Genomic DNA, 24,989 nt, shown 5'->3' on the forward strand with positions numbered 1-24,989 from the left:
GCACGCTCGGACCGGGCCGCCGCCACCCGTGAAGCGATCATGACGGCCGCGGAGCGGCTCTTCGCCGAGAACGGGCTGTCGGCCGTCTCCCACCGACAGATCAGCGACGCGGCCGGACAGCGCAACGTCACCGCTGTCAGCTACCACTTCGGAAGCAAGACCGACCTCGTACGGGCGATCATGACCCGCCACGGCGAACCCGTCGACCTCATCCGACACCGCTACGCGGCGGAGGCCGAGGGCAGCGAGGACGTCCGGGTGTGGGTCGGCGCGCTGGTGCGGCCGGTGACGGAGCACCTCGCCTCGCTCGGCGTCCCCTCCTGGAACGCCCGGCTGTCCGCGCAGGTGATGACCGACCCGCAGATGCGCGCCCTGACGGTCGAGGAGGCGCTGCACCGGCCGTACTTAAGGCAGATCCTGGACGGCCTCGGCCGCTGTCTGGCGCACCTGCCGGCCGAGGTCCGCGCGGCCCGCGGCGACATGGCCCGGCACCTGATCATCCATGTCTGCGCCGACCGCGAACGCGCGCTGGCCGAGGGGAGCGCGCTGCTGCACGGCTCCTGGGAGAAGACGGCCGACGCCCTGACGGACGCGATCTTCGGGCTGCTGACCGCACCGACCACCGCCTCCCGGCCCTGACCGGGTGCACCACCGAAAGGAGAACCACGGAAGATGAAGATCAGTGTGGACGAGGAGAAGTGCTGCGGCGCCGGACAGTGCGTCATGATCGCGCCGGAGGTGTTCGACCAGCGTGAGGAGGACGGCATCGTCGTCCTCCTCGACGAGGCGCCGCCCCATGACCAACACGAGGCCGTGCGCGAGTCCGCGGACGTGTGCCCGGCCGCCGCGATCCACCTCAGCGAGGGCGCGTGAACGCTGTCGACAGCGTGCTGGTGGCCGGCGCCTCCGCCGCCGGCCTCAGTACCGTGGAGGCCCTGCGGCGTAAGGGCTACCAGGGCCGGATCACCGTACTGGACGCCGCGGCCGGGCCGCCCTACGACCGCCCACCGCTCTCCAAGCAGGTGCTCTCCGGCGCCTGGCAGCCCGAACGCGCCCACCTGCGCACTCCGGCGGCGCTCGACGCGTTGGACGCGCGGTTCCTGTTCGGCGACGCCGCCACCGGCCTCGACGTGGTGGAACGCACCATCCGCACCGCGTCCGGGCGTCTCCTGAGCGCCCAGGCCGTCGTGCTCGCCACCGGCCTGCGTCCGCGCACTCTGCCCGGCCAGGAACCCCTGCCCGGCGTCCACCTGCTCCGCACCCTCGACCAGGCCCGGGAGCTGCGCCGGGAGCTCGCGGCCGCGCGCCGGATCGTCGTCGTGGGCAACGGGGTCCTGGGCTCCGAGATCGCCGCGACCTGCGCCGGGCTCGGGCTCGACACCACCCTGGTGGGGATCCAGGCTGCCCCGATGGCGGAACAGTTCGGTCCGCGGATCGCCGGGCTCCTGGCCTGCCTGCACACCCGGAACGGCGTACGGCTGGTCAACGGCGGCGTCGGCGGCGTTCTCACCCACCGGCAGGGCCGGGTCAGCGGCGTCCGACTGCGGTCGGGACAGCTGCTGCCGGCCGACCTCGTCGTGGTCGCCATCGGCTGTGTGCCCGCCACCGACTGGCTGGCCGCCAGCGGCCTGCGGCTCGACGACGGAGTGGTGTGCGACAGCGGCTGCCGGGCCGCACCCGGCATCTACGCGGCCGGTGACGTCGCCCGTTTCCACCACGGCGGACTCGGCACCCACCTGCGGCTGGAGAACCGCACCAACGCCACCGCGCAGGCCGGCGTGGTCGCCGCGAACATCCTCGGCGCCGACCTCCCCTACGCGCCCGTCCCGTACTTCTGGACCGACCAGTTCGGGGTGCGGATCCAGCTCTTCGGCACCCCTGCGGCCGATGCCGAGGTCACCATCGCCGAGGGCGGGGCGGACGGTTCGCCGGACGACCGCTTCGTCGCCCGCTTCGAGGCGGCGGGCCGCCTCACCGCCGTCCTGGGCTGGAACATGCCCAAGCAGGCCCGGCTGCACAGCAGGTCCCTCGCCGCTCCCGCCCCCCGACCGAGTGCCACGGCGCACCCCGCTTCCACACGGCCCTGATCGCGGCTCCGTGCCACCGGTAGACCGGCCCCGGGAGGGGCCGCCGACTGTCGAAGGACGAACATGACCAGCACCCCCCGGCCTGACACCCTCTCCGCCGACGCCCCCGACTTCCCCCACCCCCGGGCGGCCGGCTGCCCGTTCGGTCTCTCGCCCCGGATGCGGGCCCTCGGTGACCGCGGGCCGGTCAGCCGGGTCACCTCCTGGGGCGGCAGCACCCCCTGGGTGGTCACCAGCCACGCCGAACAGAAGGCCCTGCTGGCCGACCCGCGGCTCAGCGCCAACTTCGCCAATCCTGGCTTCCCCAGCCCCGTCGACCCCGCGAGAGCGCACAGCGGCTCGGCCGACATGAGCTTCGTCGGGATGGACGACCCGGAGCACGCCCGACTGCGCCGCATGGTCAGCGGAGCGTTCACCATCAAGCGCGTCGAGGCGCTGCGCCCCGCCGTGCAGCGGATGACCGACGAGTTCATCGACCGCATGCTCGCCGGTCCCAGGCCCGCGGACCTGGTTCAGGCGCTCGCGCTGCCGATCCCCTCCCTGGTCATCTCGGAACTGCTCGGCGTCCCCTATCAGGACCACGACTTCTTCCAGACCAACAGCAAGACCATCGTCTCCTCCGTCGCCGACGCCGAGTCCCGACAGGCCGCCCACACCGCTCTCGCCGCCTACCTCGACGAGCTGGTCGCCAAGAAGGCCGCCGAGCCCGGCGACGACCTCCTCTCCCAACTCGCCCGGCGGGTGCGGGACGGCGAGCTGTCCCGCGGGCAGGCGGCGGCCATGGGGGTACTGCTGCTCCTCGGCGGACACGAGACCACCGCGAACATGATCACTCTGGGTACCCTGCTCCTCCTGGACCACCCCGAGCAGCTCGCCGCCGTCCGCGACACCGAGGACCCGAAGGTGGTGGCCGCGGCGGTCGAGGAGTTGCTGCGCTACCTGTCCATCGTCCATCTCGGCCGGCGCCGCACGGCCTTGGAGGACATCGAAGTCGCGGGGCAGACCATCCGGGCCGGTGACGGCATCATCCTGCTGAGCGAACTCGCCAACCGCGACCCGCGCGTCTTCCCCGATCCCGACACCCTGGACACCACCCGCAACGCCCGCCCGCACCTCGCCTTCGGGGCCGGAACCCACCACTGCGTCGGCCAGCCCCTGGCCCGTATGGAACTCCAGGTCGTCTACCCCACCCTCTTCCGCCGCATCCCCACGCTGCGCACCGCCGTCCCCCTGGACGAGATCCCCTTCAAGCACGACGCGGTCATCTACGGCGTCCACGAGCTGCCCGTCACCTGGTAGCCGCCGGCCGAGCCCTCCGCCGAACCGCCGCCGGGACTCCGGGTTCCTTTTCCGCGCGGACACATCCGAACCGACTCCGCCCAACCCCTGCTCACCTAAGGGTTGTCCCATAGGTGAGCCGAAAACGCCCTGCCCGTCACGCGGCAGGCGCACACGGCCCGGCCAGCGGCACCATCCGCTACAGAGGCCGGGCGGCGGACGGCGGACGGCGGACGAGACCACCACGGGAGCCGCCACGGCGCGTCGCAAGACGGAGACGCACCCGCGTACCGGGCGCGTTCGGAGTGCGCTGACAGTGCGGCGAGGCGCCGTGGCCGTGCGTGCCAGAGGTGACGGGACGGTGCCTATCCCGTGGCCACCGGCTGCCGGCGCGGCTCCACACAGAGGGTGACCCGCCGGTACGCCTCCTCGGCCCGCTGCTGGGCGAGTTCGGCGGTGTGTGCGGTGACGATCAGGAAGCCGGCCCGGGCGGTGAACGTGTCGCCCTCCGGCGGCAGCAGGACCTCCTCGCCGATCTCGCGCTGCCAGACCACCTGCCGCAGCCACGGCGCCCGGGCGGCGAAGTCCTTGTCGAAGTGGCGGGCGGTGATGGTGCCGGAGACCGCCGGATAGAGCATGCGGATCGCGGCCGCCTGCTTCCGGGTCGGCGTCAGGTCCGGTTCCCGACCACAGGCCAGGTCCGCGGCGGCGCGCGGGAGGTCCACTCCGGTGGCCAACTGCACCAGATGCCCTATGAGATCGCCCCCTATCCGGGCGTTGACCTCGATGAGCCTCGGCACGCCGTCCACCAGCCGCAGTTCGACGTGTTGGATCCCGTCTCTGACCCCGAGCGCCTCGATGGCCGCGGCGGCGACCGGGGCGACCGTGCTGAGCAGGGGATCGCTCGCGTCCACCGAGTGGGCGACCTCCTCGAAGTACGGGGGGAAGCCGACGGTCTTGCGGGTGACCGCCACCGCGATGGTGTGCCCGCCCCGGGTCACGCACTCGACGCTGACCTCCGGCCCGTCGAGGTACTCCTCGATCAGCACCCCGCCGCTCTCGGTGCTCTGGCTCGCGCCCGCCGCCGCGAACGCGTAGGCGGCGGGCAGTTCCTCGGGCCGGTCGACGCGGATGACGCCGATGCTCGCGGCGTGCGCGGCGGGTTTCACGACCACCGGGTAGCCGATCGACTCCGCCGCGGCGGCGGCCGCGGCGGGTGTGGCCACGGCCACCGAGACCGCGGATGGCACCTCGTGGCCGGCGAACAGCGCCCTGGAGGTCGCCTTGTTGCGGCAGGCGCGCATCACCTCCGGCGGCGTGGCCGGCAGTCCAAGCTCCTCACACAGGCGGGCGACCGGCACCAGGAACCACTCAGTCCAGGTCACCGCCCCGGCCACCTCGTGCCGGGCCGCCAGCGCCCGTCCCCCGGCCAGCAGGGCGTCCTGGTCGAAGAGGTCGACGACCTCGTGGTCCTTGATGAACGGCTGCTCCCAGGTGGGTTCGACCCCGGTGAGCAGGACGACGTCGTAGGCGGCGGCCACCTGTTCCAGGCAGTAACCGCGAGACGACTCATCACCTGCTGCGACAGCCAGGATGACCGGGCGAGAAGACACGAGGACTCCAGACAGGATAGAGGCGACAGGATAGCGCGGAGGTAGTGAATCCGCCTGCCCTACGCAAGCACACGCAGATGGGGCGGATCCACACCACGGGGCGGCGGCGCAGCCCCCGGGATGACGTCTTACGCTCTGGAAGCCCATTCGAAAACCCCCTGGCGGCAACGGGATTGGGAGCACAGCTCGGGCCGGGGGCCGTGTCGGGCACCGGCGGCGGGCGGCGGCGGTCCCGCGGCCCGGGCCTGCCTTGCCCACCGAGCCGCGGGGGCCCGCCGCGGCTCACGTCCCTACCTGCCGACTGGCAGGCGCCGAGCGCCGGGTCTCCCCGGCTCGTCGAGCACGGTCGGCCCCCGCCGCCCCGAGGTGTGGCGCCTTCCCGACGGCAGAACCAGGCAATACGCTGAGCGCGCAGAACGGGTGTTGCTGGAGGGGGACGAGTGGACGGCGACGGGGCCACCAGCCGGAGCGGGGCCGTGCACAACACCGTGTCAGGCGCTGCCGAGATCGGCGGGCCGGTCTTCCAGGCCCAGGTCATCGAGTCGTTGACCTTCACTTCCGGGGAGCGGCGAGAACGGCCGCGCCCCCGCCAGCTGCCGAGGCCGAACGGGTTGTTCGTCAACCGCACCGCCGAACTCCGGGTGCTGACGGAGGCGCTGGGCTCGGCCCGGCTGGTGTCCGTCTCCGGGCTCGGCGGGGTCGGGAAGACCGAGTTGATCGCCCAGTGGGGCGAGGAGGTCGCCCCGCGCTTCCCCGACGGGCAGCTGTACGCCGACCTGGAGGACGAGCGGAGGGACGGCGCCGTCGACGTCAGCGTCCTGCTGGGGGACTTCCTCACCGCCCTCGGCGTGGCCCGGGACGACCTGCCGGCCGCCCGCTCGGGGCGGGCGGCGCTCTTCCGCTCCGTGACGGCGGGGCTGCGCCTGCTGGTGGTCGTCGACAACGTCGAGCACGCACCGGAGGTGCGCCCGCTGCTCCCCGGCGGCGGGGTCCTGGTGGCGCTGAGCCGCCGCCGGCTGCCCGCCCTCGTCCTGGACGGCGCGGTGCAGCTCACCGTGGAACCGCTGGACGACAGGGCCGGCGTGGAGTTGGTGCGCCACTGGCAGGGGACGGCGGCCGAGCCGGCCGCGGCGGAGCTGGTGCGGCTGTGCGGGGGCCTTCCGCTCGCGCTGCGCGCCGCCGGGCACCAGCTGCTGCGCCGCCCGCACCAGAGCCTGGAGGACGTGGTGCGCGATCTGGGCGGCGACGGCGGGTGGTTGCGCGGCGCCGACGACGAGGTCTCTGCCTCGGTCGTCTTCGATCAGGTGGTGGCCGGTTTCCCCGAACACACCCGGGCGCTCTACCTGCTGCTCGGGAGTCTGCCCTGTCCCACCTTCACCGCCGCGTCGGCGGCTGCGGTCGGCGCCGAGCGGTTCCCGGAAGCACTGGAAGAGCTGTTGAACGCCCATCTGGCGGTGGTCCACACCGCTGCCCGGGAAGGCCTGGAACCGCGGTTCCGGTTGCACGACGTGGTGCGGGTGCACGCCCGCGAGTACTCCCGGGCCCGCACCTCCCGGGGGCAGCGGGCCGCGGCGCTCCGCCGGTGCGCCGACTTCTACGTCGAGGCGGCCGGGCACGCCGACCGGGCGGTGCTCGGCGCCCGGTTCAGACTCCAGCCGGAACCGGGCGGGCCCTCGCCGTTCGAGGAGCCCGGCGTCGCGCTGGAGTGGTTGGACGCCGAACGGGCCAATCTGCTGTCCGTCGTCCGCCAGGCCGCCGAGGAGGGCCGCCATGACGCGGTGTGGCGGTTGTGCGAGTCGCTCTGGTCGCTCTACCACAGCCGCAAGCACTACAGCGACTGGATCGAGTCCCACCGGCTGGGGGTGGCCGCCGCGCAGTGGGAGGCACGGCCGGACGCGGAGATCCGTATGCGGAACCAGCTGGCCCGGGCCCACTACGACCTCGGCGAGTACGAACAGGCGCAGGCCGAACTGGCTCCGGCCGAAGAGCTGCTGCCGCTCGTCTCCGACCAGCGGCTGCACGGGGTGCTCTGGGAGACCCGGGCGCTGGTGTGCCGGGCCCTGGGCGAGCACGACCGGGCCGTGGAGCTGTTCGGCCGCGCCCTGCTGGCCAACGAGGGCGATCCGCACGGCACGGTGGTGCAGAGCTACCAGCTCGGTCAGGCGCTGGTCTCCGCGGGGCGCCCCCGACGGGCGGTGGAGCTGTTGGAGGAGAGGCTGGCCGACCCGGCGGCCGGCCCGCCGATGCGGATGCGGATCAACCTGGCGCTGGCCGCAGCCCACCGCGCTCTGCGGGACGCCGACCGGGCGGTGGCCTCCGCAGTGACGGCCGCGGTGCTGGCGCACCGGCTCAAGCAGTACGGCAAGCTGGCCCAGGCGCTGGCGCTCACCAGCGAACTGGCCGAGGAGGTGCGGGACGCCAGACTCCGCCGGGCGTGCCTGACCAAGGCCGAGGAGCTGCGGCGGGAGATGGAGACGCCGGCTCCGGGCGGTCGGGGCGGAGCGCACTGATCCGCGGCCGCCACCGGCTGACGGCCGGACCAGGGGCCGTCGGCCCCTGGTCGGCGGTGCGCCCTCCGAACGGCCGGCCCCGGTCGCCCGCCGCTCGCCCGCCCGCCGTTCAACTACGATCGCTGGGTCCGCCACCGGACGCACCGGCTGAGGCCCTGCCCGGGCCGTGGCCGGCACCGTAGCCGTCTTCCGCTGGAGAGGTAGCCGTGCTCCTGCTGTCGCGCAGCGCCAGGCGCCGGGCCGCGTCGGAGCGTTGGAACACCTGGCCGGCACCGAAGGCGCGGGTGCTGGGCGTCGCCCGCACGCTGACCTCCGCGACCCGGCTGCTGGACGTGCTGAGTCTGCTCCGCCCCGAGGACGGCATCGAGATCTCGTACACCGTCAATCCGGGATCGGTCTTCTCCGCCGGACTGGACCAGTACCTGGCCGATGTCGGAGCCCGGGTGCTGCCCTGGCGGGAGGCGACCCGGCAGCGCTTCGACCTGGCCGTGGCCTGCGCGGTGAACACCTCCATGCGCCGGCTGCGGGCGCCGCTGCTGGTGCTGCCGCACGGCGCCGGCTACAACCGGCTGGTCCAGGAGTCCACCGGTGACACCGTCTCGCCCGCCGGGCTCTCCCCGCAGGAGCTGATGCACCGGGGCAAGGTGGTGCCGGCCGCCATCGGGGTGTCGCACGAGGAGCAGTTGGAGCGGCTGGGGCGGGTCTGCCCGCCCGCGGTACCGCGGGCGCTGGTGGTGGGCGACTGGTGCTTCGACCGGATCCGCGCCAGCCTGCCGTTGCGGGACGTCTACCGCGAACACCTGGGGGTGGGCGCCGGCCGCCGCCTGGTCGTCCTGCACTCCACCTGGAGCGAGCACTCCCTGCTGGGGCGGAACCCGGATCTGCCGCTGCGCCTGGTCACCGCGCTGCCCGTCGACGAGTTCGCGACCGCCGCCGTGCTCCATCCCAACGTCTGGGCCCGGTACGGTCCGCTCGGTGTGTCCCGGCGGCTGGCCGACGCGGTGGACGCCGGACTGATGCTCATCCCGCCGCAGGAGGGCTGGCGGGCGGCCACCATCGCCGGGGACGTGGTGATCGGGGACCACGGCAGCACCAGCTTCTACGGAGCGGCCCTCGACCGGGCGACGCTCCTGGCGGCGACCGGACTCGACGAGCTGGACCCCGCCTCCCCGGCGGCGGCGTTCGGCCGCCAGGCCCCCCGACTGGCACCCGGGGAGGACCTGTACCGGCAGCTGCGGGACGCGATCGAGGAGCACACGCCCGGCCGGTTGGCCCCGATCGTCGACAGGCAGCTCGGTGCTCCCGGTCAGGCCGGGCAGATCCTGCAGCGGCGCATGTACGAGTTCTTCGCCCAGCGCGGACTCCGCCCGCCCTCCGAGCCGCCCCTGCCCCGGCCGGTACCACCGCCCCGGTCGGTGCGCCGGGCCGCCCCGGCGACCTTCGACGTCACCGGCGGCCCGGCGCCGGACGGCGCGGTGGAGGTGCGGCGGCGGCCGGTGGTCCGGGAGTTGCACGGCCGGGCCCGGGGCTTCTACGTCGTGACCGACCGCGAGACCCACCGGCTCTGGCCCGGCAGTACCGAGGTGGTGGCACGCACGGTGGTGGACGCCGAGCTCAGCGCGGTGGACTGGGTGCACGGCCAGGCGGCCGGTGGCGAGCTGTACAACGTGCTGGTCGCCGCGCTGGGCCGGGACCGCTGCCTGGTCCGGCTGCACGGTGGCCGGCTGCTGGAGGCGTCCTCCGTCCGTCCCTGGGGCAGCCCGGTACCGGATCTCGACCCGGTGCTGTTGGGGGCCGCGGTCAACCTGTGGTGGCTGGCCGATCCGACCCGGGAGCCGGTCGCCGGCCTGCTCGGGGGCGGGTTGCGCATCCGGACCGGCGCCACGGTGCGCGAGGTGGCGTTCACGGCGGCGCCGGGGGTCTAGGCACTCTCCCGGGCTCCCGGGCGGGTCGACGCACGGCGGCAGGGCTGCGGGTCCCCCAGCCCGTTGGAGGCAGGTGGGGGGCACCGCGGTAGCCGTCGTCGTACGCCCGCCGGGGACCGCCGGGCAGCGCTCAGCGCCGCCTCCGGGCCGTCCGCTCCCGGGGGCGCACGGTGAGGGTGCCTCCGAGTTCCGTCCCCGCCCCGGCCGGGACGCCCATCGGCTCGGTCATCGGCCGCCGATCGGGCGACTTCACCCACCCGCGGGTTTGCCCCCGCCGGGGTTCGGACACGGCTGGGCAGCACGCCATCGTCCCGGAGGTTTCGGCATGCGCCTGTTGCTGGTCCACCCCAGTGCTCTGATGTACTCGGAGATCTTCCTCCGGCTGGAGCCGCTGGGTATGGAACGCGTGGCCGGGGCCGCTCGGGACGCCGGCCACCAGGTACGGGTCATCGACCTCCAGGTCGAGACCCACACCGACCTGGAGCGGGAGCTGGCGTCCTTCCGCCCGGAGGCGATCGGTGTCTCGCTGAACTACCTGGCCAACATCCCCGAGGCCATCGACATCGCCAAGCGGGCCAAGCAGCTCCTGCCGACCGCCTTCGTGTTCTTCGGCGGGCACAGCGTGTCCTTCGTCGCCGAGGAGGTGCTGGAACAGGCCGAGGGCGCGGTGGACGTGGTGGCCCGCGGGGAGGGCGAGACCGTGGTCGTCCCGCTGCTGGAGGCGGCCCGGGACGGCGGCCTGGAGACGGTGCCGGGCGCGGTGACCCCCGCGGGCCGCGGTCCGGCGCCGAAGATGCTGCACAGCATCGACTCTCCCCGCCCCGCCCGTGACCTGCTGCGCCACCGGCGCAACTACTTCATCGGTGAACTCGACCCGTGCGCCTCGATCGAGTTCACCCGGGGCTGCCCCTGGGACTGCTCCTTCTGCTCCGCCTGGACCTTCTACGGGCGCAGCTACCGCAAGGCCTCACCGGAAGCGGCCGCCGAGGAGATGGCGAGTATCCGGGAGCGCAACGTGTTCATCGTCGACGACGTCGCCTTCATCCGGCCGGAGCACGGTGACGCCATCGCGGCCGAGCTGGAGCGCCGCCGGGTCCGCAAGCGGTACTACCTGGAGACCCGGGCGGACGTCCTGCTGCGCAACACCGAGATCTTCGAGCGCTGGTCCCGGATGGGCCTGAAGTACATGTTCCTCGGTATGGAGGCGATCGACGCCGAAGGGCTGGAGCTGTACCGGAAGCGCACCAGCCCGGACGAGAACTTCCGCGCCCTGGAGGTGGCCCGGAAGATGGGCATCATGGTCGCGATCAACCTGATCGTCGACCCGGCCTGGGACGAGGAGCGGTTCCGGCTGGTCCGCGAGTTCGCCATGTCGGTACCGGAGATCGTGCACCTGACGGTGATGACGCCCTATCCGGGGACGGAGGTCTGGCACACCGAGTCCCGCAAGCTGACCACCCGGGACTACCGGCTCTTCGACATCCAGCACGCGGTGGTGCCCACCACCCTGCCGTTGGAGGTCTTCTACCGCGAGCTGGTCCGCACCCAGGCGGTCATCAACCGCAAGCACCTGGGGCTGCGGACGGCGTTCGGCGCGATGCGGGTCCTCATGGGGAACCTGGCCCGGGGTCAGACCAACTTCGCCCGCATGCTGTGGCGGTTCAACCACGTCTACAACCCGGAGCGGCAGCTCGCCGACCACCGGCGCCCCGTCCGGTACGAGCTCCCGCTGCCGCGCCGGCTCGACGTGGGCGACCGCCGGCAGCTGTACATCCACACCCGCGCCGGCGGGCGCGGCGGCGCGGCCAAGACCGCGGCTCCGGAGCGGAGCGGTTGCGGGGAACGGCCCGGCGAGAACCGGCTGGCGGAGGAAGTGCCGGAGTAGGCCGGGGGCGCCCGCGGCCGTGGCGCCGGCTCCGGATCCTTCCGGGTCGGTTGCCGGAGCCTGCCCCGGGGCTGAACCGGTGGCCGTCCGGTGGGTGTGGAACACCGGACGGGGGGAACTCGCCGTCCGCACGGCGGCGCGGTGGCGCGGGCCTGCTCCGGCCTGTGCCGGACCGGTGACACCCGCGGCAGCGCGGGCGCCCCCGGTCGTCGTCAGTGCGCGTTCGTCCACCGGCCGGCGCGCGCTCACGGCGGCCGGTGCGGTGCGGCGACAGCGCTGAGGCGATGAGAGCGGACGGGACGACCAGCGCGGATTCCGGACTGGAGACCTCCATGACCACTGCGTCCATGACCTTCCCCGGACTCGACCGGCTGCTGCGGGTGCCGGGTGTCTACCCGCCGCAGTCCGACAGTTTCCTGCTGGCCGAGGCGGTGCGCCGGGAGGGCGTCCGACCGGACACGGACCTGCTCGACATCTGCACCGGCAGCGGATTCCTCGCCGTGTACGCGGCGGGGCTCGGTGCCCGGGTGACGGCCGTCGACATCGACCGCAAGGCGGTGCTGGCCGCCCGGCTGAACGCGCTGCTGGCCCGCCGCAGTATCCGGATTCGCCGGGACGACCTCGGGGCCTCACTGCCCGAGCGCGCCTACGACATGGTGATCAGCAACCCTCCCTACCTCCCCGCCCCCGGGCGCCGTCCGCCCCGCCGAGGCGTGGCGCGGGCCTGGGACGCCGGGCCGGACGGACGGGCGCTGCTTGACCGGGTCTGCGCCGTGGCACCCCGGCTACTGCGGCCGGGTGGGGTGCTGCTGCTCGTCCAGTCGCAGCTGAGCGACCCGGACCAGACCGTGGGGCGGCTGTCCCGCGCCGGGATGCACGCCGCCATCGGCGACCGGGTCCGCATCCCGCTCGGCCCGGTGGTCCGGGAGAGGCGCGCCTGGCTGCGGCAGCGGGGTCTGCTGGAGGAGTCCGCGGACTGGGAAGGGCTGGTGATCGTCCGTGCCGAGAAACCCTGACTCCACCCCGCCGAGGACGGCTGCTCGGCGCACCCCCCGGATCGTGGCCGACCAGGACGGGCCGCTGCTGGTGGAAGGGCCGGTCGAGGTGGTGCTGGCGGACGGTTCGGTGGTGGCCTCCGAGCGGTTCACCGTCGCCGTCTGCACCTGTCGGCGCAGTCTCAAGTACCCCTGGTGCGACACCAGTCACCGCCGCCGCGAACGGGCGGCACGGCCTGCGCCGGACCCCGGTACGGCACCCGACGGCGCGGGGTCGGAGGGCGCGGGGTCGGAGAGCGGGGGGCGGTTGCCGTGACCGGGGTCGACACCGGACTGCCGGCGGACGCCGGCCCGGCGCTGCCCGAGCCGCGAGGGGACTTGTCCGCCGGGGTCGTCGCCGCCCTGGCCGGCGAGCCCGGAGGGCTGCCGCCGCCGGGCGAGGCCGTGCGTGCCGAGCCCTACGGCGATGACCTCCAGCTGGCGCTGTACGTCCTGTACGAACTGCACTACCGCGGTTTCTCCGGGGTGCCGGACCGTGCCGAGTGGGACCCTGACCTGCTGAGACTGCGCCGGGAGGCCGAGGACCGCTTCTTCACGGCGCTCCGCGCGGAACTACCCGACGGCCCGGGTGTGGAGGAGACGCTGGGCGCGCTGCTGGTCGAGCCGGCCGATCGGGGCAACAGCGTCAGCCACTACCTCCAGCGCCACGGGGAGCTGTGGCAGTTGCAGGAGTACGCGGCGCTCCGCTCGCTCTACCACCTGAAGGAGGCCGATCCCCACCTGTGGGTCATCCCCCGGCTGAACGGCCGGGCCAAGGCCGCCATGGCGGCCGTCGAGTTCGACGAGTTCGGTGCCGGCCGCGCCGAGGAGGTGCACGCCCGGTTGTTCGCGGATCTCATGGCCGACCTCGGCCTGCGGACGTCCTACGGCTACTACCTCGACTCCGCCTGTGCGGAGGTGCTCGCCACGGTGAACCTGATGTCACTGTTCGGGCTGCACCGGCGTCTGCGGGGTGCGCTGGTCGGGCACTTCGCCACCGTCGAGGCCACTTCCTCCCCCGGTTCCCGCCGGCTGGCGCAGGCCATGCGCCGGACGGGTGCGGGGCCGGCCGCCGAGCGCTTCTACGACGAGCACGTCGAGGCGGACGCCGTCCACGAGCAGGTGGTGCGGCGCGAGGTGGTAGGCGGGTTGCTGGCGGACGAGCCGCATCTGGCGCCGGACGTGGTCTTCGGCGTCCGGGCCACCGGGTTGCTGGAGGAGCGGCTCGGCAGGCGCCTGCTGACCGCCTGGCGAGCCGGCGCGACCTCGTTGCGCGCCCCGCTGGCGGTCGCGCCGGGGAGCTGACGGCGCGACGGCGCGGAACACCGGTGCTCGGTGCGCCGTCACCGCTGCTCCATCCGGAGGACAGAAGAAGTGACGCGCAGCCAGAGGCCTCTCGGCGCCCCTCCGCCCGTCTACGTTTCGGCTGAGGGGCAGGAAGGCTGTTCCACGCCGACAAGGAGGGCCGATGGCGGATCGCAGTCCGATGAGCAGCGTGCGTCGACGCGGTTACGGCGCGGGCTTGGGCGGCGAGATGCTCGCCGAGTTCCTGGGCACGTTCGTACTGATTATCCTGGGCTGCGGATCGGTCGCGGTCGCCGTCGTCGGCCTGCCCGGATCGGGGCGTGAGACCGCCGCCTTCGGGCCGGCCAACTGGCTCATCATCTCCTGGGGCTGGGGCCTGGCCGTGGTCTTCGGCGTGTACGTCGCCGGTGGCGTCAGCGGCGCCCACATCAATCCGGCGGTGACCCTGGGCTTCGCGGTACGCCGGACCTTCCCCTGGCGGAAGGTCATCCCGTACTGGGCCGCCCAGCTCCTGGGCGCGTTCGTGGGCGCCGCCCTCGTCTACGCCAGCTACCACTGGGCGATCGACCTCTTCAACCACAAGGCGCACACCCCGCGGGACCTGTCGCTGCCGACGTTCTCCATCTTCGCCACCTTCCCCGCCGAGTACTTCGACAGTTCCTGGTGGGGACCGCTGCTCGACCAGATCATCGGTACCGGCATCCTGGTGCTGCTGATCTGCGCGCTCATCGACACCCGCAACACGGCTCCGCTCTCCCACCTCGGGCCCTTCCTCATCGGTCTGGTCGTCGTCGCCATCGGCCTGTCGTTCGGTACGAACGCCGGATACGCGATCAACCCGGCCCGTGACCTCGGTCCGCGGCTCTTCACCTACATGGAGGGCTGGGGCAGGATCGCTTTCCCCGGGCACTTCCAGTGGTTCCACAGCTACTGGTGGATCCCCATCGCCGGGCCGCTCATCGGCGGGATCATCGGTGCCGTGGTCTACGACATCTGCATCAGTCCGGTGATCAAGGCCCGCAACGCCCAGCACGAGGAGAGCCTGGTTCCCGAGGACTCGCAGATCTCCAACGTGCAGCGGCGGGAGCAGGAAGGCGAATAGGCGGCCAGGGGCTCGTCCACCGTCGGGGAGGCCCCCGGCCGGATCGACTCGGGGTCGATCCGGCCGGGGGCCTCCCGCCGTTCGGCGCGAAAGGCCGCTCCGGAAGGGAGCGAAGGGACCGCAGCAGCGGGGCCGAAGTCCTTCGGCCCCGGGGGAACAGGTGACCGGCGGTGTGTGTCCGCCACCCCCGAAGGACAAGACCGGTGAATAGGAAGTCCCTGTCATGTACGACGCACTACTGGCCGAGAGCATCACCCTCGCCGGGCACGGCGGGAACGACATCGAGGCGTACTCCGCCCGCCCCATGTCACCGGGGCCGCTGGGGTCGATGGTGGTCATCCACCACATGCCCGGCTACGACGCCGCCACCAAGGAGATCACCCGGCGCCTCGCCGCCGAGGGCTACGCCGCGGTGTGCCCGAACCTCTACAGCCGGGAGGCTCCGGGTGCCGAACCGGACGACGCCGCGGCGGCGGCCCGGGCGGCCGGCGGGGTGCCGGACGAGCGGTTGGTCGGCGACGTCGCCGGGGCCGCGCGGTACCTGCGCGGGCTGCCGTCCTCCAACGGCCGGGTGGGGGTCATCGGTTACTGCTCCGGGGGACGCCAGGCCTTCCTGGCGGCGACCAGCCTGCCGCTGCAGGCCGCCGTCGACTGCTACGGGGCCTTCGTCGCGGGCCGCCCGCCGGAGGGCTTCCCGCTCCGGGTCGAGCCGATCGCGCACCGGGCGAAGGACCTCTCCTGCCCGCTGCTGGGCCTGTTCGGTGCCGAGGACCAGCACCCGTCCCCCGCGGACACCGCCGAACTGGAGTCGGAGCTGAAAGCGCACGGCAAGGAGTACGAGTTCCACACCTACCAGGACGCCGGCCACGCCTTCTTCGCCGTGGACCGGCCCAGCTACCGCCCGCAGGCCGCGGTCGACGGCTGGGCCAGGGTCACCGAGTTCCTCCGCCGCCATCTGGGCGGCGGGTGACCGACCTGGAGCGCGGCGGTGCCGCAGATCCATCGAGGAGACACCATGTGCACCTATCTGACGGAGAAGATCCGCGTCGAGGGCAGCGGGAAGGGGCCTCGGGGCTACTTCTCCCTCACCGAGGCGATGGTGTACGTCGACCATCCGCAGCACGCGGCGTACGAACACACCGTCAACATCGACTTCCGCAATCCGGCGGAGGGGCCGTCGGCGCGAGTGGCGGTCGAGCTGACCGAGGAGGCGGCGCTCGCGCTGGTCGAGGCGGTTCGCACCGCGCTCGCCTCCGCGCCGCCCGGGCTCGCCTCCGCCCGGCGTCAGCGGGGCTGACGGAGCGGCGGATGGGCAGGAGACGGCCCGGTCCGCCGCGCCTCACGCCGCTCAGGGGGTGACCGTCTCCCGGTAGTCGTAGCGGTATCCCGCGGCCCCGTCCGGCACGATCTCCACCAGTGCCATCGGCTTGTCCACCGGGTTCCCCGCCTCGTCGAAGCTGATCCGCCCGCCGGTCCCGGCCACCGGGTGCTGCTCGTCCAGCTGGCCCAGCATCTGCTGCACCGTCTCGGCCCCGATGCGTTCCACGTCGGACTCCCGTCCGCCGTAGCGTACGGCCTCACCGATGACCCGGACCGCGTCATGGCTCTGCATGGCTTGGCCGTCCGCCAGCCCGGCAGCTCCACCGAAGGTCTTGAGGTAGGCCTCGCGGAACGGCCCGAAGGGGTTGAGCGGCTTGCCCCGGTAGATGTCGGCCGGCCCGTCCGGGTGGGCGTAGGCGGTGTAGTGGACCTTGACCCGGCTGGACTTCCAGACCTTGACGAAGTCGGCGCGGTCGGTCTCCTTCGTCAGGCCGAAGAAGAGGCCGACCACGCTGGACCCGCTGAGCACGGTGACCGGGCAGCTGCGACCGCCGGCCGCCGCCGCCTGGATGAAGCCCCGCAGCTCCCGCCCCCGGCCGGCGAAGTACACCGTGTCCGGCCGCTCCTTCGCCGGCCGGTCGCAGATCTTGTCGGCGATGGAGGCGAGCGCGTTGTCGACCCCGGAGATCTGCGAGACGTAGGTCAGCTCGTTGGTCGAGGAGGGCCGCAGCCGCAGCCGCTTGGCGGCCTTGTCGAAGCCGTCCCGCAACTGGGTGCTGTAGACGTCCTGCGGGTTGCGGTCCTTGATGACCTCCACCCGGTGGTCCGGGTCCCGGCGCTGCCGCCGCTTGAGGTACCCGGCGGCGGCCGAGGTCTGGTCGGCGATGGGCGAACTCACCCGGAAGAAGCCGGGCTGCTCGCGGGAGCTCAGGCTGTCGGCGGCCACCGTCGCGCCGACCATCGGCAGGTTCGCCTCGCGCAGGGCGTCCACCAGGTGCTCGGTGGTGTCCCGGCTCTCACCGAGCCCCGCGACCGCCACCAGCCGGTCCCCGCCGTGCGCCATCGAGATCAGCTGGTCGGCCAGCGGGCGCCAGTACGCGCCGTCCGGGCCGCTGTTGGCCAGCAGCAGTTTGATCTGCGGTAGTGAGCCGAGGCCCCCGAGGGAGTGGTCGTTCAACTCGCGCTGCGCCAGATAGGCCCCCTCCAGCGACTGGCGAACCACGTCCCGCCCGCGCCCCTGGCTCTTCGCCGAGTAGGTCATCGCCTCGCTGTAGGCGATGGCCACCCAGGGCTCGCCGGACCGCTCCACCCGCCGGTTCTCCTCGGCGATCCTGCCGCTGACCTCCCGCAGGGATTCGTCGAAGACGTAGGAGCCGTCGGTGACGCCGACACACACAGCGTCCGGCCCCTGGGCTCGCACGCCCTCGGCGCACTCCCGGACGGCCTTGTCGTAGACGCGGGCACCGTAGGGGACGAGTGCGCCGACGACCAGCACGGCGGCCACGGCGCCGGCGATGCGCAGCCGCCACCGCGGCGGCGGACGAGGCGGCACGAACTCGTCCTCCACCACCAGCGGCCCGTTCCCTCCGGTCATCCCACTCCCCCTGTTCCGGCCCCGGAGCCCCCTGCCGGTGCCCGTCCGCCACCACTCCCGCGTGCCCCGGCGCCGGCAGCGGCCGGCAGCACGGCTGCCCGGCTGCACCTCAGCCCGCTGTTCCGCCGGCGGAAGCCGCCGCCGCGCCCCGCGGCGGCTACTCCCACGGCCGCATCCCGTACTGCTCCGCCTTCTCCAGGAAGACCCTGGTCCAGGCGGGGCTGTCGACACTGCTGCTGAGCGTGTGGAACCGGGCCACGATCTCCCCGTACAGCCGTGCCTCCGGGTCGCCGAGCGGATTCCGGTACGGATCCCCTATCCGGTCCGTCGAGGCGTCGTCCGGCGGTTCGGGGCTGATCCAACTCGCCGCCAGCAGCCTGGTGACCGTCCGCAGCCGGGGCGCGAACTCCCCTTCGTTCAGGAAGGACACCAGCTCCTCGTACCGCTCCCACGGCGGGCCGGCCAGCGCGCCGCCGGAGGTGTTCAACGGGGCGCGCCGCAGCCGGCACAGCCGCGCGGCCCACTGCCCGGGCGTCGCGGTGTCGATGAGGTCGTTCAGGTGGCCGGCGGCCGATCGCAGGTCCCCCAGGGCCAGGTCGTGGTAGGCGACGGTGCCCGGATCGCCCCGCTCCGCGGCGCGCTCGCGCAGCGCGCGGTGGGCGAAGTCCCAGTTCGCCCCGGGCTGGTCGGCCGGGTCGGCCGCGGCCAGCTTCCGGAGCAGGAGGAAGCGCAGAGCCGGGTGGAGGGTCCGGTAGCTGCCGTCGGCCTCGTCGCCGCCGAAACCGTGGCCCGGCCTCCGGCCGTGATCGTGGGCGTGGGCGTGGCCCGCAGCGTCCTCCGATAGGTTGCCGGACCCGCTCTCGTTGACGTGCATCGTGCTCAGCACGTCCTGGGAGAAGCCGTCGAACTCATGGCGCACGGCCCCTTCGGTGCCGTCGGCGTCGGCCGTGCCGTCCGTCCCGGCCCACAGCCGGGAGGTGGCGCGGGCCTCGCCCAGGTTGACGGCCGCTGCCGCGGCACTCAGCAGTTCCACCAGCCGGTCGCTCGTGCCGACCGGCAGCAGTCGGGCGAGGAGGTCGTCCACGAGGGTGCCGGGCGGGTCGAAGAGCCGCCGCAGCCGATCGCCCCAGGGCACCTCCGCCTCGTAGTCGGCCAACGCCTCCAGAACGGCCCGGGTCGCTGTGGGTTGGCCCCTGGTCAGCTCGTACACCACCCAACCGAGCCACTGCACGCCGTCTGCGGCCCGAGGCGCTCCGGCGGCCGGTCCGGCCGCCCGCAACACCGCGGCGGCCTGCTGCTCCACCTCCCGCCGCCGCAGGTCGCGCAGTTGTCCGACGCAGAGCGAGTCGTCGAGGCTCTCGGGCCGGAACTCCCGGGTGTTCTCCCAGCGCCCCGGCAGCGAACGGGGGCCCGGGGCGGCCTCCGAGGAGCGACGCCCCTGGCGCTGCCAGCCTCGCATCAGCCTAGGAGTCCCGCCCGCGGTGGCCAGCACCAGCAGCGGATCGAGGGAGCCGGCCCGCTCCCGGGCCTGGAGCAGCGCCTCCAGGAAGGTGTTGCCCAACCGGCTGTCGACGTTGTCGAGCAGGAGCAGGCAGCGGGCGGTGCGGTGCCGGTCGCCGCGCCGGGTGGCGTAGGCGCTGCGCAGGTCGTCCAGGAAGGCGTCGAAGAGCACCTCCTCGGCGGCTTTCCGTGCCTGCGCGTCCCGGTGGCTGTAGAGCCGGTTGAGCCCCACCAGGTACTCGCCCACGGACACCAGCGGTGTGCCCCGCCGCAGGTGGGCCAGGCGTCTGCGGGTGCGCAGCCGGGCCCAGCCGCGATGCCACTCGGGCAGCAGCGGCAGCGCCGCGGCCCCCCAGGCGGGCAGTGCGCCGGTGACCGCCGCCGCCTCGGCGAGCCGGTTGAACACGGCGGCCCGGCTGCCCGGCTGGTCCAGCGCGTCCCGCATCTCCTGGACGGCCCGCTCCCTGCTGGTCGGATCGACCCGGGTGGTCACCGCGAGGAGCAGCAGGCCGACCGAGGGGAAGGAGAGCCGGGGCAGGTCGGCCTTGCGGATGTTCAGTTCGAAGACGAGTTCGCCGAGCACGTCGAGCGGCTGCCGGCCGTCCTCGCCGAGCGAGGCGAGGTCCAGCCGTGCCACGGGGGCGCGGCGGGCCCACTCCGACAGGTGCCGGAGCAGGCTGGTCTTACCGCTGCCGCGCGGGCCGAGCAGCAGGGTGACCGGGGCGGTGCGGGTGGTTCCGGGCGTCCGCTCCAGCCAGGAGCGGACGTACCCGCGGATGGCGAGGTCCCGCTCCGTCCTGCCGGCCGACTGCGGCGGCACGGCGCTCACCGGTGTCCCCAGCGGCCCGGCTCCGAGCCGGTCGCCGCTCTGCCCGCCCGGCCGGCTCCGCAGGTCTCGATGACGGTGTCGATCTCAGCCCCCCGACTGTTCGCACCGCGGACGCGTGGCCCGTGGTCCCCCGTGGCCCCTCGGCTGCCGCTGGTCCCGCGGCGGGCCGGTGGGCCGGTCGCGACCACGGTAGGAACTCCGAGCCGCCACCACACGGAGAGTTTCGGCCAACCACGGCCCCACAGGCCGGAAAGCATCCCCTTCGGCTCTCGAAAGGGACCGGATCCGATGATTCCGCGGTTCAGACCGCGGCGACCCCACTGCCCTGACTCGGTTTGCCGGTGGGCATCGCCGGGTGCCGGCCGAGGATGAAGACCCCGACGATCACCGCCACCAGTCCGATGGTCTCGCCCGCGAGGGCGATCGGCGAGACCCGCAGCCGGTCGCCCAGCAGGAGGATGGCGCAGACGATGCCGACCAGCGGCTCGGCCGCGGTCAAGGAGGGCAGGGACATCCGCAGCGGCCCGGCCTCGAAGGCGCTCTGCACCAGCATCAGGCCGGTGACCGCGAGCGCCACGATGGCGTACGGCTGCCAGTGGACGAGCAGGCTGAGGGCGCCGTGGTCGGAGGCGATGGTGCTCGACATCCGGGTGAGGGCGTCCTGGAGTCCGTACAGCGCTCCGGCGGCGGCGGCCAGCAGCGGGGGCTCCTCGAAGAACGGCAGATGGCGGGCGATGACCACCATCACCAGCGCCACGCCGAGGACCGCGCCGAACACCAACCACACCCGCAGGAGGCCGGCGTTGGCGGTACCGCTGCGCGGTTGGGCCGCCAGGATGAAGAGCCCGACGCCGGCGCTGAGCAGCAGCGCCCCGGCCCACCCCGACCAGCCCAGCCGCTGGCCGCTCAGCCGCCGGGCGAGGAAGAGCGCGAAGAGCAGGTTGGTGGTGAGCAGCGGTTCGATCGCGGAGAGGTCCCCCATCCCGAGCGCGAGCACACTGCACAACTGCCCGGCCACCATGAAGGCGATGCCGTAGCGCCAGGTCCGCACCCGGACCAGGTGGAGCAGCAGCCGGAACTTGAGCATGTCGGCGGTCGGGGCGCGTTCGGCGGCGTGCTGCTGGAGGACGAATCCCAGGCCGAGGAGGCACGCCGCCACCAGTCCGTAGACGTACACCACCCTGCTGCGCCCCTGTCTCCGTGAGTCCCCGCGAGACGGCCCAGTGGCCGGTCGACCGGCATCGGCGCGGAGATCGTTCCGTTTGCAGGCTAAGCGCTGGACGGCCGCCGACCGGTCAAGGGCGCGGGGCCGGTCGCCCGTGCTCACCCGGGTGTCACCCCCGGATCGGAGGCCGTTCTCCCCCGCCCGGGCTCCGCACCCTGCTGCCGCGCAGGCGGACTCGCTCCCCCATACGGCTTCAACGGTGTGTGCTGAGTTGCATGCGGAGCGTGGCGGTCCTAGCGTCCTTTTCGTGGGTTAGACCAGATTCTTCCGAATCTGACCGAATCCACGGCCGGTAACGCCGGTTTGCCTTCCCTGAGGAACGGAAGCCAGGCCACAACCGGTGGAGTCGCCCATCAAGCGATGACATCCGACGCGCGCTCGCCGCACGCCCCGACCCCCGCAGCCCAGCTGCCGGGCGAGAGGCGGAGGCGGACGCGGCGACGGATGGCCTGAGCGGGGCGGCTTCGCCGGGAACGGCTGGCGGCACCGTCGCCCGACGCCCGGCACTCTCCCATATCCCCCCAGACTCCCCTGTAGGAGACAAGCAAGATGCTGCAGTCGAAGTTCAGCAAGCTCGCTCTGTGCGCCGCCTCCGGCGCCATCGCGGCCGCCACCATGGCCGGTCCGGCTTTCGCGGCCGAGGCCCCCGACGTCGACGCCGCCCGCGGCTCGCAGTCCATGGACGCCATGGACCACGGCCGTCACCACGGCAAGGACCACAAGGGCCACCACAAGCTGTACAAGGGTCGTGTCATCGCGCGGATCGGCCTGAACGTCCGCAACAAGCCCACCCGCCACCACTCGAGGGTCATCGGCTCGCTGCACAAGGGGCAGATCGTCCTCATCGAGTGCAAGGTGCGCAGCCGTGACGTCGTCGACGGCAACCCGCTCTGGTACAAGCTGGCCGACGGCAAGTGGGCCTGGGCTTCCGCCCGCTACATCGAGAACATCGGCCCGGCCCCGCGCTGGTGCTGAGACCGGAGCCTCCCCGGCACCGGTAGCTCTCCGCGTCCCCCGCACACCTCGGGTGTGCGGGGGACGCCGCTGTCCCCGGGGTCCCGGTGCCGCACCGCCCGGGTCGGGGGCTCGGCGCCGGATACCCGGGGCGCCTGCCACGCCCCTTCAGGACCGCCGCCTCCGACCGGAGGGGCGTCCGGATAGTGGGCGTATCGGGAGGTTCCCGCAACGCGGGGGTACCGTGGCTGCGGTCGTGCGCCGGGAGGCCGCGCCCCCGGCGGCTGCGGTGACGCGCGGGGCGAGCGCCCCGGGCGGGGCCGCGCGGCGCGGAGTTCCAAGGCCACGGGGACGGCAGGGAGCGGGACATGGGGACTGCGAAGGGTGCGGACGGGACGGTCATCACCGAACTGGCCGGCGCCACCGTCCGCCGGCTCACCACCGACCAGACCATCCTGGACGGGATCGACTGGACGGTGCGGTCCGGCGAGCACTGGGCGCTCCTCGGCGCCAACGGCGCGGGCAAGACCACAGTGCTCCGGCTGATCGGGGCGCTGATGCACCCGACCAGCGGCACGGTCGAGGTGCTCGGCCACCGGCTCGGGCGGGTCGACGTGCGCGAGCTGCGCGCCCACATCGGTCTGGTCTCCTCGGCGCAGAAGGTGCCGCTCGACGCCACCGCCCACACCGTCGTGCTGACCGGTGCGACCGGCACCGTGCAGCCGCTGTGGCGCAGGTACGACGGGGAGACCCGGACCCGGGCCCACGACCTGCTCGCCGAACTGGACTCCAAGGAACTGGCCGACCGGCCGTACGGGGTGTGCTCGGGAGGGCAGCGGGCCCGGATCCTGATCGCCCGGGCGCTGATGGCCGAGCCGTCGCTGCTGCTCCTCGACGAGCCGTTCAACGCCCTGGACCTCCCCTCCCGGGAGGACCTGATCGACACCATGCACCGGCTGGCCACGGTCCGGCCCGAGCTGGCGACGGTGACCGTCACCCACCACCTGGAGGAGCTCTCCCCGGCCATCGCCCACGCGTTGCTGCTCAAGGACGGTCGGGTGCAGGCCTCCGGCCCCGTCGACGAGGTGCTGACCGGCGAGCGGTTGACGGCCTGCTTCGGCCGTCCGATCGAGGTCTTCCGCCACGAGGGCCGCTGGCTGGCCCGCTCGGGCTTCCGGCGCGGCTGACACCCGGTGTCCGCGGGGTGCCCGGTGCGGTGGCCGGCGGAGGACGCACGGCGCTCCGGGGGGAGACTGGAGCGGTGAGAAGCGAAGAGACGCCGTTCGTCGGTGGGCCGCTGGACGGCCGGGTGCTGCCCGTGCTGGTCGGCCCCACCGGGCATCCCCCCAGGATCTACGAGGTACCGGTACCGGTGGAGGGCGGGGAGCCGGTGGTTCACCTCTACCGCCGGGTGCCCCGGGGACACACCCGGCGGCTGGGGCTCCCCACCGGCTGGCGGTACGAGTACGACCCGGAAGGCCGGCGGCCGGACCGGCCCCGGTGGCCCTGGTCGAAGCGGTAGCGGGTCAGGCCCCGGCCCTCTGCCGCCCCCAGAAGTGGCCGGCGAGCGCCGAGGGATCGTCGAAGCCGTTGGCGAAACGGTTCGCCAAGTCCGGGGAGCCGGCCGCGTCGCGCAGCAGACGGAGCATCCGCGAGCGCGGCTCGGCCAACATCGCCTCGGTCCATCTGGCGACCTGCCGGGTGCTCCGCCAGTGGCGGTCGAAGGTGCCCTGCATCCAGGCCTCGTCGAAGGGCTCCGCGCCCCGCTCCAGGATGCGGTCGAGGTAGACGGCCGCACACCTGGCCGCGGAGCCCGCCCCCTGGCCGGGAAGGGGGCCGCTGGCCATGACCGTCTCCGCCACCCCCAGCACCGCCCCACCTGAGGGCAGCCGGCCGACCGGTCTGCGGACCGTGGGTACGGAGCCTCCGACCAGGGTCCCCCCGGCGTCGGTCAGCTCCGGCTCGGTCCCTCCGGCGAGCTCCCACGGCGTGTAACGGGACATCAGCTCCAGGGTCGACGCCAGGTGCGCCTCGGGTCCGCAGACTTCCTGGAAGACATCGGCGGGACCGCCCGGAACGCTCTCCCAGGACAGGACGTGGCAACCGCCCGTGATGGTGAAGGAGGGGACTATCGACAGCTCCCCGACCCCGGGCACCAGGTTCCACCGGACCGTCTCCGGGCATCCGCGTCCGGTCCGCGGCCGCAGTCCGTGCACGTAGCTGACGGCGCGGACCCGCCGGGGCGCCTCCTGCGGTGAGCGGGCGGCGTCCCGGTCGAAGAGCGAGACCAGCTCACCGCGTGCCGCGGCCACCAGGACCAGGTCGTAGCGGCCGGCGAAGTAGTCGAGGTCGGAGATGGCGGCCCGGTGGATGACGAGTTGGCCGCCGCGCCGGGCGAAGACCTCCATCCAGCCGGCCCGCTTCACCCGCTGGTCCACGGACTGGGCGTAGTTGGTCAACCGCCCCGTCCACTCCACCGCCCGGGCTGCGGAGCCATGGCTCCCGGCGGTGGGAACCGAGTCTTCCGCCACCATGGACACCGTCAGCCCGGTCAACCGCGGCGTCTGGCTCTCCCAGAAGTTCAGGCCCAGGTCCCGCTCGTGCTGCAGGGCGCTGTGGAACATGCAGGAGACGGAGCGGACCCGGCCGGACCGCACCTCGTCGGGGGTCCGTTCGGACATCAGGGTGACCTGGTAGCCGTGGGTCAGGAGCCCGAGGGCGAGTTGCAGACCGGCCTGGTCCGCTCCCACGACGAGTATCTTCCGCCGGGCGGCGGCACCACGCCCGCGAGCGGGCGCCCCCTCCCCGAGCGGCCGGAGAGCGCGCAC

General features: G+C 73.4%; 21 protein-coding genes. 16 read left to right on the forward strand and 5 right to left on the reverse strand.

Features of this window, described 5'->3' with window-relative positions; translation table 11 throughout:
• Positions 1 to 39: 39 nt before the first annotated feature.
• The 4 genes from BGP73_RS16130 to BGP73_RS16145 all read left to right on the forward strand — a co-directional run bounded on the left by BGP73_RS16130 (position 40) and on the right by BGP73_RS16145 (position 3,386).
• Positions 40 to 639: a TetR/AcrR family transcriptional regulator gene (locus BGP73_RS16130; RefSeq protein WP_069815865.1), complete on the forward strand. Its 600-nt coding sequence runs from the start codon at positions 40 to 42 to the stop codon at positions 637 to 639.
• 33 nt (positions 640 to 672) lie between these two features.
• On the forward strand, positions 673 to 873 hold the full coding sequence (locus BGP73_RS16135; protein ID WP_069815484.1) for a ferredoxin: 201 nt from the start codon (positions 673 to 675) through the stop codon (positions 871 to 873).
• Positions 870 to 2,087, forward strand: a complete 1,218-nt coding sequence (locus BGP73_RS16140) for an NAD(P)/FAD-dependent oxidoreductase (protein WP_069815486.1) — start codon at positions 870 to 872, stop codon at positions 2,085 to 2,087. The genes BGP73_RS16135 and BGP73_RS16140 overlap by 4 nt, the downstream gene beginning before the upstream one ends.
• Positions 2,088 to 2,150: 63 nt before the next feature.
• Positions 2,151 to 3,386 carry a cytochrome P450 gene (locus tag BGP73_RS16145; protein ID WP_069815489.1) on the forward strand — a complete coding sequence of 412 codons (1,236 nt, stop codon included), beginning with the start codon at positions 2,151 to 2,153 and terminating at the stop codon, positions 3,384 to 3,386.
• Positions 3,387 to 3,730: 344 nt separating this feature from the next.
• Here the strand turns inward: BGP73_RS16145 and BGP73_RS16150 are convergent, their stop codons facing one another.
• A complete protein-coding gene (locus tag BGP73_RS16150) occupies positions 3,731 to 4,978 on the reverse strand; it encodes an ATP-grasp domain-containing protein (protein ID WP_244501227.1) in 1,248 nt (415 codons plus the stop codon).
• Between the two features lie 440 nt (positions 4,979 to 5,418).
• On the opposite strand from BGP73_RS16150, the gene BGP73_RS16155 reads away from it, so the two are divergent.
• From BGP73_RS16155 to BGP73_RS16195, 9 genes are all read left to right on the forward strand, one after another.
• Entirely contained in the window at positions 5,419 to 7,488 is a 2,070-nt protein-coding gene (locus BGP73_RS16155; RefSeq protein WP_079127579.1) for a tetratricopeptide repeat protein, read from the forward strand.
• Positions 7,489 to 7,694: 206 nt separating this feature from the next.
• Positions 7,695 to 9,413: a hypothetical protein gene (locus tag BGP73_RS16160; RefSeq protein ID WP_079127580.1), complete on the forward strand. Its 1,719-nt coding sequence runs from the start codon at positions 7,695 to 7,697 to the stop codon at positions 9,411 to 9,413.
• 325 nt (positions 9,414 to 9,738) lie between these two features.
• On the forward strand, positions 9,739 to 11,298 hold the full coding sequence (gene hpnR / locus BGP73_RS16165) for a hopanoid C-3 methylase HpnR (protein WP_069815494.1): 1,560 nt from the start codon (positions 9,739 to 9,741) through the stop codon (positions 11,296 to 11,298).
• Between the two features lie 332 nt (positions 11,299 to 11,630).
• Positions 11,631 to 12,314, forward strand: a complete 684-nt coding sequence (locus BGP73_RS16170; protein WP_069815871.1) for a HemK2/MTQ2 family protein methyltransferase — start codon at positions 11,631 to 11,633, stop codon at positions 12,312 to 12,314.
• A 43-nt stretch (positions 12,315 to 12,357) separates the two neighbouring features.
• Complete coding sequence (locus tag BGP73_RS16175) at positions 12,358 to 12,609, forward strand: CDGSH iron-sulfur domain-containing protein (RefSeq protein ID WP_374701153.1); 252 nt, start codon at positions 12,358 to 12,360, stop codon at positions 12,607 to 12,609.
• Positions 12,606 to 13,637 carry an iron-containing redox enzyme family protein gene (locus tag BGP73_RS16180; protein WP_244501228.1) on the forward strand — a complete coding sequence of 344 codons (1,032 nt, stop codon included), beginning with the start codon at positions 12,606 to 12,608 and terminating at the stop codon, positions 13,635 to 13,637. The genes BGP73_RS16175 and BGP73_RS16180 overlap by 4 nt, the downstream gene beginning before the upstream one ends.
• A 229-nt stretch (positions 13,638 to 13,866) precedes the next feature.
• A complete protein-coding gene (locus BGP73_RS16185) occupies positions 13,867 to 14,739 on the forward strand; it encodes an MIP/aquaporin family protein (protein ID WP_374701157.1) in 873 nt (290 codons plus the stop codon).
• Positions 14,740 to 14,962: 223 nt separating this feature from the next.
• Entirely contained in the window at positions 14,963 to 15,709 is a 747-nt protein-coding gene (locus tag BGP73_RS16190; protein WP_069815497.1) for a dienelactone hydrolase family protein, read from the forward strand.
• A 45-nt stretch (positions 15,710 to 15,754) separates the two neighbouring features.
• Positions 15,755 to 16,036 carry a DUF6295 family protein gene (locus BGP73_RS16195; protein ID WP_069815499.1) on the forward strand — a complete coding sequence of 94 codons (282 nt, stop codon included), beginning with the start codon at positions 15,755 to 15,757 and terminating at the stop codon, positions 16,034 to 16,036.
• A 51-nt stretch (positions 16,037 to 16,087) separates the two neighbouring features.
• On the opposite strand, the gene BGP73_RS16200 is transcribed toward BGP73_RS16195, so the two are convergent.
• The 3 genes from BGP73_RS16200 to BGP73_RS16210 all read right to left on the reverse strand — a co-directional run bounded on the left by BGP73_RS16200 (position 16,088) and on the right by BGP73_RS16210 (position 21,162).
• Positions 16,088 to 17,653 (reverse strand): ABC transporter substrate-binding protein, encoded by a 1,566-nt coding sequence (locus BGP73_RS16200; protein WP_079127582.1) that lies wholly within the window; start codon positions 17,651 to 17,653, stop codon positions 16,088 to 16,090.
• A 157-nt stretch (positions 17,654 to 17,810) separates the two neighbouring features.
• Positions 17,811 to 19,982 (reverse strand): ATP-binding protein, encoded by a 2,172-nt coding sequence (locus BGP73_RS16205; RefSeq protein ID WP_244501229.1) that lies wholly within the window; start codon positions 19,980 to 19,982, stop codon positions 17,811 to 17,813.
• 301 nt (positions 19,983 to 20,283) lie between these two features.
• Positions 20,284 to 21,162: a DMT family transporter gene (locus BGP73_RS16210; protein WP_069815500.1), complete on the reverse strand. Its 879-nt coding sequence runs from the start codon at positions 21,160 to 21,162 to the stop codon at positions 20,284 to 20,286.
• 594 nt (positions 21,163 to 21,756) lie between these two features.
• Between BGP73_RS16210 and BGP73_RS16215 the strand changes: the two genes are divergently transcribed.
• From BGP73_RS16215 to BGP73_RS16225, 3 genes are all read left to right on the forward strand, one after another.
• Positions 21,757 to 22,182, forward strand: a complete 426-nt coding sequence (locus BGP73_RS16215) for an SH3 domain-containing protein (protein ID WP_069815503.1) — start codon at positions 21,757 to 21,759, stop codon at positions 22,180 to 22,182.
• 347 nt (positions 22,183 to 22,529) lie between these two features.
• Positions 22,530 to 23,348 (forward strand): ABC transporter ATP-binding protein, encoded by an 819-nt coding sequence (locus BGP73_RS16220; RefSeq protein ID WP_069815505.1) that lies wholly within the window; start codon positions 22,530 to 22,532, stop codon positions 23,346 to 23,348.
• A 74-nt stretch (positions 23,349 to 23,422) separates the two neighbouring features.
• Complete coding sequence (locus BGP73_RS16225; protein WP_069815507.1) at positions 23,423 to 23,683, forward strand: hypothetical protein; 261 nt, start codon at positions 23,423 to 23,425, stop codon at positions 23,681 to 23,683.
• A 4-nt stretch (positions 23,684 to 23,687) separates the two neighbouring features.
• Here the strand turns inward: BGP73_RS16225 and BGP73_RS16230 are convergent, their stop codons facing one another.
• The gene (locus BGP73_RS16230) at positions 23,688 to 24,911 is read right to left on the reverse strand and encodes a styrene monooxygenase/indole monooxygenase family protein (RefSeq protein ID WP_244501230.1); all 1,224 of its coding nucleotides are present in this window, start codon (positions 24,909 to 24,911) and stop codon (positions 23,688 to 23,690) included.
• Positions 24,912 to 24,989: the final 78 nt, after the last annotated feature.

Origin of the sequence: Streptomyces sp. TP-A0874, assembly GCF_001748085.1 — a bacterium.
Taxonomy (GTDB): domain Bacteria; phylum Actinomycetota; class Actinomycetes; order Streptomycetales; family Streptomycetaceae; genus Streptomyces.